This window comes from Brucella intermedia LMG 3301 (assembly GCF_000182645.1).
Lineage (GTDB): Bacteria > Pseudomonadota > Alphaproteobacteria > Rhizobiales > Rhizobiaceae > Brucella > Brucella intermedia.
Genome location: NZ_ACQA01000001.1, coordinates 440692 through 454329 on the forward strand (window position 1 = coordinate 440692; position 13638 = coordinate 454329).

A 13638-nucleotide genomic window follows, 5' to 3' on the forward strand; every position below is an offset into this window, starting at 1 on the left:
GGGTCGAGGACGAGGGCAGGCACGATGCATTTCCCTCGCCCTTCGAGACGCCTCCCTTCGACAAGCTCGGGAGGGCTCCTCAGGATGAGGGAAAAGAACAACGTGGAAGGTAATTCGAGGAAAATTGTGAAACGGCTTTTTTCCGGAATTGCGCAAACAGAGAATTACAAGGAGGCGAAAATGCCGAGATTTGCAGCCAATCTCACAATGCTTTTCAACGAAGTACCCTTCATGGACCGCTTCGCATTGGCGGCAAAGGCCGGGTTCACCGGGGTGGAATATCTCTTTCCCTACGAGTTCAACCGGCACGAGCTGAAGGCGGCGCTGACCAGACATAATCTGGCGCAGGTCCTGCATAACCTGCCTGCGGGCAACTGGGCTGGGGGAGAGCGCGGCATTGCGGTTCTGCCGGATCGGGTCGATGATTTCCGTCGCGGCGTGGCCGATGCCATCGATTATGCCACCACGCTCAACTGTTCGCAGGTCAATTGTCTTTCGGGCATTGCCCCGCAAGGTGTCGATCCGGATGTTCTGCGCGCCACTTTCGTCAGCAATCTGCGTTTGGCCGCGAAGGAACTGGGCAAGCACGGCATCCGCCTGCTGATCGAGCCGATCAATCACTACGACATTCCCGGCTTCTACCTCAACACGGTGGAGCAGGCGGTTTCGATCATCGATGAAGTGGGCAGCAACAACCTGTTCATCCAGTATGACCTTTACCACCAGCAGCGCACACGCGGCGAACTGGTCGCGACCTATGAACGTTACAAGCCGCTCATTGCCCATATCCAGCTTGCCGACAATCCGGGCCGCAATGAGCCGGGGACCGGCGAGATCAATTATCCGAACGTGTTCGAAGCGCTGAAAAACGCCGGATACAAGGGCTGGATCGGCTGCGAATACAAGCCGAAGACCACCACCGAGGAAGGTCTCAGCTGGTTCAAACACCATGAAGCCGAACGGCTGACTGCATAATTTCGATTAGGGAGTATACGACATGGCCAAGATAGGCTTCATCGGACTGGGGATCATGGGCACGCCGATGGCGCGTCATCTGCAGGATGCCGGACATCAGATCGTCACCTCGAGGTTCAATCCTCCGCCGCGTCAGGAACTGATCGATAACGGTCTGCAAATCGTGGATACGCCGAAGGCCGTCGCGGAAGAATGCGATACGGTTATTCTCATGCTGCCAGATACGCCGCAGGTGGCCGAAGTCATCTTCGGGGAAGGCGGCGCAATCGGGGGGCTCGGCAAAGGCAAGCTGCTCATCGACATGAGCTCGATCTCGCCCATCGAGACGAAGGAATTCGCAAAGAAGGTCCGTGCAACGGGCGCCGAATATGTCGATGCGCCGGTTTCGGGCGGCGAGGTCGGCGCGAAGAACGCCAGCCTCTCCATCATGGCAGGCGGTTCGCAGGAATCGTTCGACCGTGCGCTGCCGCTTCTGAAGCTCATGGGCAAGAACATCACCCTCGTCGGCGATTGCGGCGACGGCCAGACGACCAAGGTTGCAAACCAGATCATTGTCGCGCTCAATATCGAAGCCGTGGCCGAAGCACTGGTCTTCGCTTCCAAGGCAGGCGCGGACCCGGCAAAGGTGCGCGAAGCCCTGATGGGTGGCTTTGCATCGTCCCGCATTCTCGAAGTGCACGGCGAACGCATGATCAAGCGCACCTTCGATCCGGGCTTCCGTATTTCCCTGCACCAGAAGGATTTGAACCTCGCACTGCAAGGCGCGAAGGCACTCGGCGTTTCGTTGCCGAACACGGCCACGGCGCAGGAGCTGTTCAACTCCTGCGCGGCGCATGGCGATGACGGTCTCGACCATTCGGGTCTGGTACGTGCTCTTGAGAGGATGGCGAACCACGACGTAGCTTGACGTCTCAGGCGAACTCTCTGGAGGGAGAGGGCGGAGCTGGCTGCTTGGAGGAGGTAGCCGGCTCCATTGATTTTAGATCTCGGGCGGGGAATAGTGCCGCCGTTAACACGCGCTCATCGGGAAACTCATGTCTGCCATCACCGATCCCAAGAAGTTTCTGACCAGCCTGTTCGACGCAGCCGTTGCGGCTGCCGATCCAGAACTGGTGATCCGCGCCAATCTTCCGGCCAGGCCGAAGGGACGCACGATTGTCATCGGTGCGGGCAAGGGATCGGCGCAGATGGCGGCGGCTTTCGAGCGCGCCTGGGCTGAAAAACACGACGTCCCGCTGGAGGGCGTGGTGGTCACGCGCTATGGCTATGGCACACCTTGCCAGCGTATCGAGATCATCGAGGCCGCGCATCCGGTTCCCGACGAGGCGGGACTTCAAGCCTCGAAGCGGCTGTTCGATGCCGTGTCCGGTCTCACGGAAGACGATCTCGTGGTGGCGCTTGTCTCGGGCGGCGGATCGGCGCTGCTGCCGTCGCCGCCGGAAGGTCTGACGTTGCAAGATGAGATCGCCGTCAACAAGGCATTGCTCGCTTCCGGCGCGCCTATTTCGGCGATGAATGCCATCCGCAAGCACCTGTCGACGATCAAGGGCGGCAGGCTCGCCGCCGCCGCGCATCCGGCAAAGGTGTTCTCGCTGGTCGTTTCGGATATTCCCGGCGACAACCCGGCCTTCGTCGCTTCCGGCCCGACCGTGCCGGACGCAACAAGCCGCGACGAGGCCTTGAAGATCATCGAACGCTACAGGCTCGAACTGCCACAGGCAGCGCTTGATCACATCAGGAGCGAAGCCGCCCATGCGCCGAAACCGGACGACAAGGTTTTCGCTCGAAACGAGGTGCGGGTGATTGCTTCCGCTGCCGTCTCGCTGGATGCGGCGGTCAAGGAAGCCCGGCGTCATGGCGTCGAAGCGGTGATCCTGTCCGATTCAATGGAAGGTGAGGCGCGGGAAGTGGCACATGTTCATGCAGCGATTGCCCGCGAAGTGGCCGACCGCGACCGCCCGTTCAAGAAACCCGTGGTCATTCTGTCGGGCGGCGAAACGACCGTCACCATTCGCGGCAAGGGTGGCCCAGGAGGTGGCAAAGGTGGGCGCAACAGCGAGTTCCTGCTGTCATTCGCGCTCGATATCGATGGCTATGACAACATCCATGCGCTCGCCGCCGACACGGACGGCATTGACGGCTCGGAAGACAATGCCGGAGCCTTTGCCGATGGTTCTACGGTTTCACGCCTGCAAAAGGCGGGCGAGGATGGCGCTGCGCGTCTCGCCAACAACGACGCATGGACGGCATTCGACGCCATCGATGATCTGTTCGTGCCGGGGCCAACCGGCACGAACGTCAATGATTTGCGGGCTATTTTGATAACGGACTAGTTTCGTCGTCCAGCAGGATGCGGTTTGCCGCGCCGTCGAGATCCTCATACTGGCCGTTTTTCAACGACCAGAGAAAGGCGACGAGGCCGAGCAGGCCCAGAAACAGCGCGGTGGGAATGAGAAAGATAAGTCCGCTCATTTGTGCGCTTCCTTGATGACGGCAACAGCCGCGATGGTCTTCTGCGTCTGCTGCTTTTGTTTTCCGGCGCGTAACCGCAATGCGTTGCTCACGACCACGACGGACGACAGCGACATCGAAAGCGCTGCCACCAGCGGGGTGACATAGCCGAAAATCGCGATCGGCACGGCTATGATATTATAGCCGATGGAAAGCGCAAAGTTCTGGCTGATCAACCGGCCCGCTTCCTTCGAGACGGCGAAGGCAAGCGGCACTGCCGACAGGCTTTCACGCAGGAAGACGAAATCGGCTGCATTGCGGCCAATATCGGCTGCCGTCGCCGGGGCCATGGAAACATGGGCCGCGACGAGGGCGGGCGCATCGTTCAACCCATCGCCAACCATCAGCACCTTGCTGCCTTCGGCTGACAGTTTCTGCACAAGTTCCGACTTGTCGGCTGGCAGCACTTCCGCCCGGAAGTCATTGACGCCGAGATAACCGGCAAGCCTCTCGACGGCAGGCAGGCGGTCGCCGGAAATGATGCCAAGCTTCAGCCCGTTGCGCTTCAGTGTGGCGATGGCTCCCGCAGCGTCCTCGCGCGGGCTGTCTTCAAAGCGGAAGGTTTCAACCAGCTTGCCATCGATGGAAAGACAGGTCTCGGGGCCATCGGCATGAACCATCGTGGCGCTATCGTCCGCCCAGTCGCGCTTGCCAAGCCGATAGAGGGAACCGTTCAGTTCGGCTTCGATGCCTGCGCCCGGCACTTCCTCGATGCGGGTAAAGGCGGTCATCGGCTTTGCGCCCGAGAACAGCGCCAGCGCCCGCGACAGCGGATGGCGCGAATAAAGCGACAACTCTGCTGCAATCTCCAGATTATGGGGATCGATGGCGTCGACATCGATCAGCCTCGGCTGACCGAGCGTCAAAGTGCCGGTCTTGTCGAAAATGGCGGTGTCCACCTCGGCCATCCGCTCCATGGCGGAGCCGTCCTTGATCATGATGCCGTTTTCGAACAGGCGGCGCGCCGCAACCACCTGCACAATCGGCACCGCAAGGGCGAGCGCGCAAGGGCAGGTGATGATGAGGGTGCAGATCGCGATATAGATCGAGCGATACCAGTCGCCGCCGGTGTAGAACATCCAGCCGACGAAGGCGAGGAAGGCGATGGTGTGGACCATCGGCACATAGAGCTCGGAAGCGCGGTCGGCAAGACGACGGTAATAGGCGCGTCCGCCTTCTGCGACATCCATCAGCCGCACCATTTCAGCGAGGAAGGAATCCTTGGCTTCCGCCGTCGCGCGAATGATTAGCGGCGTGGAAAGGTTAAGCGTGCCGGCGCGAATCTCGGAGCCCGGACCGACAGGCACGGCATCGCTTTCGCCCGATGCAATGGCGCAATCGAGTTCCGAACGGCCTTCTTCCACCTTGGCATCAACGGGTACGCGCTCGCCTGCTGCAAGGATGATGCGCATGCCGGGGCGGATTTCGTTGACCGGCAGGTAATTGCGTTCGTTATCATCGCCGATCACCACCGCACCGCGAGAGCCAAGCTGCGCCAGACCTCGGACGGCGGAACGGGCGCGGGCGCGCATCATGTAGTCGAGCGTACGGCCGATCAGCAGGAAGAACAGCAAGGTCACCGATGCATCGAAATAGGCGTGCTGGCCGTGATGCAGGGTTTCATAGACACTCATGCCAAAGGCCAGCGTGATGGCAAGCGCAATCGGCACATCCATGTTGACGCGCCGCGCACGCAGCGCATTCCATGCGGAAACATAGAAAATCCGGCCCGAATAGATCAGCGTCGGCAGGGCGATGAGGCCGGAAATCCAGTGGAACATATCGCGTGTCGCCGCATCCGCCCCCGACCAGACCGCGACCGACAAGAGCATCACATTGCTGGAAGCAAACGCCGCGACGCCAAGCGCGATCAGAAGCCGCGTGAAGGTCGGGTCTTTCTCCTGCGCCATGTCAAAGATATGCGCTTCGTAACCGAGCCTGCGAAGCGGATCGACCACATCGGGCGGCGTCTCGCCATCCTTCCAGCGCACGGTCACGCGGCGGGCCGTCAGGTTGACGCGGACATAGGCAACCCCTGTGATCTTGCCGAGCGTCTCTTCGATATTCTTGATGCACAGGCCGCAATGAACGCCGGGAACCGACAGGTCGAGCTGGCGAAAACCATCTCCCAGCGCACGGCTTGCGACCTGCATTTCATCTGCGGAGACGGCCTGAACGACGGTCGCTATCTGTGCATTCTCGACGCAGCAGCTCATAGCATTCTCCCATCCTTCACCAGAACGCGGATGATATGGCGATAAGGGTCTTCAAGACCCGCATCTGCATTCACTTCCATGATCCACGCGCCCTCGCCAAGTTCCAGCGGTGCGGTCAGAATTCCGGGCTCGCCGACGCTCAGCGTGACCTTGGTATCGTTCACGTCACCGACCGGACGCTTGAACTCCACCGTACCGCCGGTCATGACGACGGCCTTTCCTTCATGGTCGGCGAGCCGCCAAGTGAAGATGCCGTTCTCATACGCCGGCTTCGACTGCCAGTTCAGCGCGGCCTGTTCCTTGCCGGTCTGGGCCTTGTCATTGAATTCCTGGCTGGCGACATAGGTGTTCTGCACCACCAGCCCGCTCCAGCTATGGATCGCGTTATAGGCCATGGTCAGGTTGACCGCGATGATGACGCCGAAGAAAGCGACCATGATGCCCAGCATGTGCCAGCCGGTGAACGTGCCTGCGGTTTTCGACTTGATCGACATTATCTGCCCTCCGGTGCCATGAAAGTTGCCTTGTAACGTGCGTGTTCCGCGCCGTCCGCGTCACGCACTTCGATTTCATAGTCGTGGCGATGTTCGGTAATCGCATCATGCGGCATGGTGACGAACACGCGCAATGTCTTCAGGCGGTCCGGCTCCACCGGCACATCGTAATTCCCGTTCGCATCCGCGGTTTCATCCTGAACGGTCAGCGTTGCGCCCGGCAGGCCCTTGATGGAAAGGCGGAAGGTGCGCGGCGTCGGGATCATGTTGAGCAGCTTGACCGTGTAACCGTTGCGGATCGAGCCGTCCGACAGAAGCACATATTGCGGGTTGCGGTCATGCAGCACGTTGATGCCGATGCGCTGGCGCGTCGACAGCGAGATGACGAGCGTCAGGCCGATCAGCGCCCATACGGCGAAGTAGAACATGCTGCGCGGACGCAGCACCTTCTTCCATGACAGGTTCTGCACCTTGTCCGAGAAGCTGTTGGGCGCCTTGTAGACGCGGGCGGGATCGATCGGCGCCGTGCCATTATTGGTCGCGAGCGCCATGTTGGCGTTGTAATCGGCCAGCGTCGCATAGGAGATGAGGCCGCGCGGCTTGTCGATCTTGTCCATGACCGTATTGCAGGCATCGATGCACAGCGCGCAGGTGATGCATTCGAGCTGCTGCCCGTCGCGAATGTCGATACCCATCGGGCAGGCGGCCACGCAGGCATTGCAATCCACGCAATCGCCCACGGTTTCACCAGCGGCAATCGCCTTCTTGGAATGGCGGGAGCGCGGCTCGCCGCGCCAGTCATTATAGGTGACGGTGAGCGAATTTTCGTCCAGCATTGCGGCCTGAATTCGCGGCCACGGGCACATATAGGTGCAGACCTGCTCGCGCATCAGCCCGCCGAAAACATAGGTGGTGGCGGTAAGGATGGCGACGGTGAAATAGGCGACAGGCGCTGCCTGACCGGTCACGAGATCCATGAGCAGTTGCGGCGCGTCGGCGAAATAGAAAATCCATGCGCCGCCGGTCAGCACGCCGATCAGCAACCAGATGGAATGTTTGCTCACGCGCTTCCACAGCTTGTCAAAGGTCCATGGCGCCTTGTCGAGCTTCATGCGCGCATTACGGTCGCCTTCGATGGCGCGTTCGACGACGAGATAAAGATCGACCCAGACGGTCTGCGGGCAGGTATAACCGCACCAGGCGCGACCGGCGACGGAGGTCACGAGAAACAGACCAAGGCCCGCCATGATGAGCAGGCCCGCGACGTAGTAGAATTCCTGCGGCCAGATTTCGATGAAGAAGAAATAGAAGCGCCGATTGGCAAGATCGATCAGGACCGCCTGATCCGGTGCATAGGGGCCGCGATCCCAGCGCAGCCATGGCGTCAGATAGTAGATGCCGAGCGTAATGAGCATGACAATCCACTTGAAGCGCCGGAACTCGCCCTGCACGCGCTTCGGAAAAATCTTCACCCGTGCCGCATAAAGCGATTGGCGGGTTTTGGGGGAGTTGACTGCCTGAACGTCAATGCGTTCGACATCGTCTGACATTTTTTTGCTCCTGCCGCACTGGGCCTTCGGCAAGCTCAGAGGCTAAAGGGGGAGTAGGGGAATAGGGGAGTAAGGGAGTATGAGAAGAGGGAGTGTCGTTTCGGACGTTCACAACCAAAACATACTCCCCTATTCCCCTACTGCCTTACTCCCGTCTCTTCATTCACCGCCGCCCAACGAGTGGACGAAGATGGCAAGCTGCTTGACGGTTGCGTCTCCGAGGCGTGTTTCCCATGCGGGCATGATGCCGTGCTTGGGATGCGCAACCTGACGCACGATGGCGTCCTCGCCGGAGCCGTAGAACCAGATGGCGTCCGTCAGGTCCGGTGCGCCGAACTCGCGCAGACCCTTGGCATCCGCGCCATGGCAGACGGCGCAGTTCTCTGCGAAAACCTTCTTGCCTTCCGGCACCATGGCGGGGTTGTGCGGCGTGCCGGAGAGGCTCACCACATAGGCGGCGACATCGCGGATCTGCTGCGGTTCCAGAACGTCGACAAAGGCGGGCATTTCGGAAATGCGGGTGTCGGCATCGTCCGTGGAGCGCACGCCATGACGGATGGTCGTCAGGATGTCGTCGATCGAACCGCCCCACAGCCAGTCGTCATCATTGAGGTTGGGATAGCCGGGCGCACCTTGCGCGCCGGAGCCGTGGCACTGCACGCAATTGACGCGGAAGGCGGCAGCGCCACCGGCAATCGCATATTGGCGCAGATTTTCATCCGCCAGAATCTCGTGGACGTCCTTGGCCTTGATCTGGTCGATGATGCCCTGCCGCTCGCTGTCGACGCGGGCGGTTTCTTCCCAGAAAGCGCCGCGGCTCGACCACCCGAGCATGCCGCCGGTGGAACTTGAGATCAGCGGCCATGCCGGATAGGCGATCACATAGGCAAGCGCCCAGAAGATCGTCGCGTAGAATGTCCACAGCCACCAGCGGGGCATAGGATTGTCCAGTTCCTTGATGCCGTCCCATTCGTGGCCGGTGGTCGCTACGCCGGTTACTTCGTCGATTTGCTTGTCAGTCATTTGCGTCATCCTTGAAAGGAATGTCCTTCGCGTGGTCGGCTATCTGTTTGCTGCCTGGCCGGAAGGCGTAGAGAACGACGAAGAGAAAAAAGAGCGCCATGCCGAGCAGACCCCAGCTATCGGCGAAAGTGCGCATGGTGTTGTAATCCATCGCTAAATCTCCGCTTTATCTCGCTTTGGGGGACTGGTCGTAGGTCGAGAAATCGACGAGCGTTCCGAGCATCTGGAGATAGGCGATGAGCGCGTCCATCTCCGAGATCATCTGCGGATTGCCGTCGAAATCGCCGACCTTGGCCTTGGGATAGCGTGCCTCGACGCCGGTTGTGTCGGCATCCGGCGTGGCCTGTGCCTTCAGATCGTCAAGCGCGTTGTCGATCATTTCCTGGCTGTAGGGTACGCCGACCGCCGCATTGGCTTTCAGATTGGCCGCAATGTTGGAAGCCTCCAGCGGACGGTCCTTCAGGAATGCATAGCTTGGCATGACCGATTCCGGCACCACGTCGCGCGGACGGACAAGGTGCTGCACGTGCCACTCGTTCGAATAGCGGCCGCCGACGCGGGCGAGGTCAGGCCCCGTGCGCTTGGAGCCCCACTGGAACGAATGGTCGTACATGGATTCCGCAGCCAGGCTGTAATGGCCGTAACGTTCCACTTCATCGCGGAACGGGCGGATCATCTGGCTGTGGCAGAGATAGCAGCCCTCACGCACATAGACGTCGCGGCCCGCGAGTTCCAGCGGCGAGTAGGGGCGCATGCCTTCCACCTTCTCGATGGTGTTCTCGAGATAGAAGAGCGGTGCGATTTCAACGATGCCGCCGACCGTCACCACGGCGAGCGATGCGATCAGCAGCAGCGTTGCGTTTTTCTCCAGCTTGGAGTGGTTCTTTAGTATCGACATAAATCACACGCTCCTTATTCGGCAGGCTGCATGGTCGCACCGGCTACAGTCCGGGTGCCGCCCATCGGGGCTTCGTTGCGCAGATTGCCGCGAATGGTCTGATAGACGTTCCAGGCCATCACGAAGCCACCGGCGAGGTAGAGCACGCCGCCAAGCGTACGGATGACGTAGTATGGGAACATGGCGAGCACGGTTTCCGCGAAGGAATAGACGAGGAAGCCCTGATCGTCGTATTCGCGCCACATCAGGCCCTGCTGGATACCGGCAACCCACATGGCAGCCGCGTAGAGAACGATGCCGAGCGTCGCCAGCCAGAAGTGCCAGTTGACCATGCGGATCGAATAGAGCCGCTGGCGGTTCCACAGCTTCGGTGCGAGATAATAGACGGCGGCAAACGAGATCATGCCGTTCCAGCCAAGCGCGCCCGCGTGAACGTGACCGATGGTCCAGTCCGTATAGTGCGACAGCGAGTTGACGGCCTTGATCGACAGCATCGGGCCTTCAAAGGTCGCCATGCCGTAGAAGGCGATGGCGGCAACCATCAGGCGGATGATCGGATCGGTGCGGACCTTGTCCCATGCGCCCGAAAGCGTCATCAGGCCGTTGATCATGCCACCCCAGGACGGCATCCACAGCATGATGGAGAAGACCATGCCGAGCGTCTGCGCCCAGTCGGGAACGGCGGTGTAGTGCAGATGGTGCGGCCCGGCCCAGATATAGAGGAAGATGATCGACCAGAAGTGCACGATCGACAGGCGGTAGGAATAGATCGGACGCTCTGCCTGCTTCGGCACGAAATAATACATCATGGCCAGAAACGGCACGGTCAGGAAGAAGGCGACGGCGTTGTGCCCATACCACCACTGCGTCACCGCATCCTGCACGCCCGCGAAGGCGGAATAGCTTTTCACGCCGAGGAACGAGACAGGGATCGCCAGGTTGTTGACGATATGCAGCATGGCGATGGTGATGATGAAGGACAGGTAGAACCAGTTCGCCACATAGATATGCGGCTCCTTGCGTTTCAGGATCGTGCCGAGGAAGACGACCAGATAGGCGACCCAGACGATGGTCAGCCAGATGTCGACATACCATTCCGGTTCCGCATATTCACGGCTCTGCGTGATGCCGAGCAGATAGCCGGTCGCGGCCATCACGATGAAAAGCTGGTAGCCCCAGAACACGAACCATGCCAGATCGCCGCCGATGAGGCGGGCGCGGCAGGTACGCTGCACGACATAGAAGGACGATGCAATCAGCGCATTGCCGCCGAACGCGAAAATCACCGCAGATGTGTGCAGCGGGCGCAGGCGGCCGAAGTTCAGATAGGGTTCCAGATTGAGATCGGGAAAGGCGAGCTGCGCGGCGATGACGACGCCGACCAGAAAACCGGTCACGCCCCAGAAAACCGTTGCGATGACGCCGTAGCGGATCGGGCCGTCCATATAGGCGGACTGGTCGACCTTTTTGGGCGTCAGGCCGTAATTGGCATTCCGCATCAGAAGAATGGTGAAGATGGCCAGTGTAGCGAACAGAATCCACATATGGGTTCTGAACAGCTCATCATGGGAAAATCCGGCCAAAAGCACAGCAAAAAGTGCCCCCAGACCGGAAAGGACTGTTCCAGCGGCGTAGTTCATGAAATCCCCTCGCAGCGCATGACAAGAGCCGCCTCGGATGAGGCAGCAATAGCGATAGGTTCGCTATCTGCGCTCGGGGAGCAGGTGTCATTGATCTAAATCAAAGACACGGGCTCAAACGCCTGAAAGCAGGGGAATGAGCCTTGTTCGATGCGCGCCGTGGTTCCGTTTCAGATGGCCGTCATCCGACGATGGTGCCCGGCACGATGATCGACGCGCTTAAGCCCCCTTGCGGGCGGTTTTGCAGCTGCAATTCCCCGCCCATACGCTCCACCGCCATTTTCACGATGGGAAGCCCAAGGCCGCTGCCGGTTTCATTGCGATTAGCGCCGCGGAAGAAGCGCTCGGTCACGTGCGGCATTTCGCTTTCGGGAATGCCGGGCCCGTCATCCTCGACGACCAGCTTGAGCTTGTCGGCTGCGGCTTCAAGGCGGCAGCGCACGGTGCCGTTGCCGGGCGAGTGGTTGACGGCGTTTTCGATCAGGTTGCGCGCGGCAAGCGTGAAGAGGTGCGGGAAGGGCATCTGTACCAGCGGCATGTTGCCCGGCAGTTCGATGGAAACGCCGCGCTGCGCCGCAAGCATCCGCATGTCGGTCGACACCGCAACAAGAAGCTGGCACGCCGGTTCGCATGCCGGTGCTTCAATGTCGTCTCCGGTTTCGAGTGCGGCGAGGTCGAGAAGCTGATTGGTGAGACGGGTGGTGCGGTCGACGCCCGCCGCGATCTGGCGCACCGCATTGGCGCGCATTGTTTCGTCCTTTGCGCTTTCGGCAATCTGCGCCTGCGTCTTCAATCCGGCGAGCGGCGTCTTCAGTTCATGCGCGGCAAAGATCGCGAAATTGCGCTCGCGCTCGCGCGCCTCGTCGACGCGTTGGAAAAGCCCGTTCAGCGCGGTGACGGCAGGCGCAATCTCCTTGGGCAGGTTGTGTTCGGGCAGGGGCCGCAAATCCTGCGCCTGGCGCTTTGAAAGCACGGATGCAAGACGGCTCAGAGGATCGAGACCGCGCCTTACGCACAACCAGATCATGAGCGCCAGAACGGGCAGCATCAACAGCGCGGGCAGCACAAGCCCGGTCACGACATTCTGCACCAGCCTTTCGCGAACGCTCAGGCTGTCGCCGACCATGACGCGCAGGCCGAGCTGGGTATTTTCCACCGCGAACACGCGCCAGCGGTCGCCCGCAACTTCCGTATCCGAAAAGCCGTTCGCGATATTGGTGAGCCGCACGCCGGGCGCACTTTCGGAACGTCCCACAAGCTTGCCGTCGAGAGCCCATATCTGGCAGAAAAGCTGCCGGTCATAGAGCGGAAAATCAGGCATCGGCTTCAACGACAATTGTCCGCCATCTCCATCCGGGCCAACCGCGACCCGATGGTCCGTCAGAAGCGAGTTGACCATCCGCGCGGCTTCCATCAGGCGCGCATCGAGCACCTTTTCAAGCTGTGACTGGGTGCTGATATGGATCCACACGACCGCGAAAAGCCAGACGACGCAGGTGACGCCGATCAGGATGCCGGTGAGACGGCTGCGAATGGAATTCATGTCCTTGCTCCCGCCAGCCGGTAACCGACCCCGCGCACGGTTTCGATATAATCGGAGCCAAGCTTGGAGCGCAGGTGGTGGATATGCACTTCCACCGCGTTGCTCTCCACTTCCTCCTGCCAGCCGTAAAGCGCTTCCTCCAGCGAGGATTTGGAGAAGGTGGCGGCGGGCCGCTCCATCAAGGTGCGCAGGATCGAGAATTCGCGCCGGGTCAGCCGCACGGGTTCGCCATGGAAGCGCACCGACATCTCCGCCGGGTCCAGTTCCACGCCGCGCCATTCAAGCAGGGCATTGGCGCGTCCTGCGCCGCGCCGGGCGACGGCGCGCACGCGGGCCGCAAGCTCATGCAGGTCGAAGGGTTTGCCGACATAATCGTCCGCACCGGCATCGAGCCCCGCAATGCGCTCGGGCACCTGATCGCGCGCGGTCAGCAGCAGAACCGGCGTCTCGTCGCGTCCACGCCGCATGGATTTCAGAATATCGAGGCCCGAGCCATCGGGCAGCATCAGGTCGAGCACCACCGCGTTATAGTTCTGCGCGGCAAGCGCTGCTTCCGCGTCGCAGCAGGTCGACACGGCATCCACGGTGAAACCGGCAAGCCCAAGCCCTACAGTCAGTCCGTCGAGAAGGATCGTGTCGTCTTCCACCACGAGTATGCGCATGAGTTCCTGTTTCTGCCTTTATTGATGTTTAACCCCGCACGGGCTTTTCCCTGCGCCAGCTTAAGGCTGCCTTAAGGTGGCGGGGACATTCGCCATTTGCAACATGATCAATTTGTCCGAATCGAA

Annotated in this window: 13 protein-coding genes; 3 read left to right on the plus strand and 10 right to left on the minus strand. The window is 60.5% G+C overall.

Annotation, left to right across the window (positions count from 1 at the left end):
* Positions 1 to 180 precede the first annotated feature (180 nt).
* The 3 genes from hyi (at position 181) to OINT_RS01990 (ending at position 3308) form a co-directional block, all read left to right on the plus strand.
* Positions 181 to 975, plus strand: a complete 795-nt coding sequence (hyi, locus tag OINT_RS01980) for a hydroxypyruvate isomerase (RefSeq protein ID WP_025089703.1) — start codon at positions 181 to 183, stop codon at positions 973 to 975.
* 22 nt (positions 976 to 997) lie between these two features.
* Positions 998 to 1882 (plus strand): 2-hydroxy-3-oxopropionate reductase, encoded by an 885-nt coding sequence (locus OINT_RS01985; RefSeq protein WP_006466115.1) that lies wholly within the window; start codon positions 998 to 1000, stop codon positions 1880 to 1882.
* A gap of 127 nt (positions 1883 to 2009) precedes the next feature.
* The gene (locus tag OINT_RS01990; protein ID WP_006466116.1) at positions 2010 to 3308 is read left to right on the plus strand and encodes a glycerate kinase type-2 family protein; all 1299 of its coding nucleotides are present in this window, start codon (positions 2010 to 2012) and stop codon (positions 3306 to 3308) included.
* On the opposite strand, the gene ccoS is transcribed toward OINT_RS01990, so the two are convergent.
* The 10 genes from ccoS to OINT_RS02040 form a co-directional block, all read right to left on the minus strand.
* A complete protein-coding gene (ccoS, locus tag OINT_RS01995; protein WP_006466117.1) occupies positions 3289 to 3447 on the minus strand; it encodes a cbb3-type cytochrome oxidase assembly protein CcoS in 159 nt (52 codons plus the stop codon). The two genes, OINT_RS01990 and ccoS, sit on opposite strands and share 20 nt — an antisense overlap.
* Positions 3444 to 5702, minus strand: coding sequence for a cation-translocating P-type ATPase (locus OINT_RS02000; RefSeq protein ID WP_006466118.1), 2259 nt, complete (start codon positions 5700 to 5702; stop codon positions 3444 to 3446). Before OINT_RS02000 ends, ccoS begins: the two co-directional genes overlap by 4 nt.
* On the minus strand, positions 5699 to 6196 hold the full coding sequence (locus OINT_RS02005) for a FixH family protein (protein ID WP_006466119.1): 498 nt from the start codon (positions 6194 to 6196) through the stop codon (positions 5699 to 5701). The genes OINT_RS02000 and OINT_RS02005 overlap by 4 nt, the downstream gene beginning before the upstream one ends.
* Positions 6196 to 7746 (minus strand): cytochrome c oxidase accessory protein CcoG, encoded by a 1551-nt coding sequence (gene ccoG, locus OINT_RS02010; protein ID WP_006471029.1) that lies wholly within the window; start codon positions 7744 to 7746, stop codon positions 6196 to 6198. The genes OINT_RS02005 and ccoG overlap by 1 nt, the downstream gene beginning before the upstream one ends.
* Positions 7747 to 7905: 159 nt before the next feature.
* Complete coding sequence (gene ccoP / locus OINT_RS02015) at positions 7906 to 8769, minus strand: cytochrome-c oxidase, cbb3-type subunit III (RefSeq protein ID WP_006466121.1); 864 nt, start codon at positions 8767 to 8769, stop codon at positions 7906 to 7908.
* Positions 8762 to 8920 (minus strand): CcoQ/FixQ family Cbb3-type cytochrome c oxidase assembly chaperone, encoded by a 159-nt coding sequence (locus tag OINT_RS02020; RefSeq protein WP_006466122.1) that lies wholly within the window; start codon positions 8918 to 8920, stop codon positions 8762 to 8764. The genes ccoP and OINT_RS02020 overlap by 8 nt, the downstream gene beginning before the upstream one ends.
* Positions 8921 to 8935: 15 nt before the next feature.
* Positions 8936 to 9667, minus strand: a complete 732-nt coding sequence (gene ccoO, locus OINT_RS02025) for a cytochrome-c oxidase, cbb3-type subunit II (protein WP_006466123.1) — start codon at positions 9665 to 9667, stop codon at positions 8936 to 8938.
* Positions 9668 to 9681: 14 nt separating this feature from the next.
* The gene (ccoN, locus tag OINT_RS02030; RefSeq protein WP_006466124.1) at positions 9682 to 11307 is read right to left on the minus strand and encodes a cytochrome-c oxidase, cbb3-type subunit I; all 1626 of its coding nucleotides are present in this window, start codon (positions 11305 to 11307) and stop codon (positions 9682 to 9684) included.
* Positions 11308 to 11488: 181 nt separating this feature from the next.
* Positions 11489 to 12850, minus strand: coding sequence for an ATP-binding protein (locus tag OINT_RS02035; protein ID WP_006466125.1), 1362 nt, complete (start codon positions 12848 to 12850; stop codon positions 11489 to 11491).
* Entirely contained in the window at positions 12847 to 13512 is a 666-nt protein-coding gene (locus OINT_RS02040) for a response regulator (RefSeq protein ID WP_006466126.1), read from the minus strand. Before OINT_RS02040 ends, OINT_RS02035 begins: the two co-directional genes overlap by 4 nt.
* Positions 13513 to 13638 lie beyond the last annotated feature (126 nt).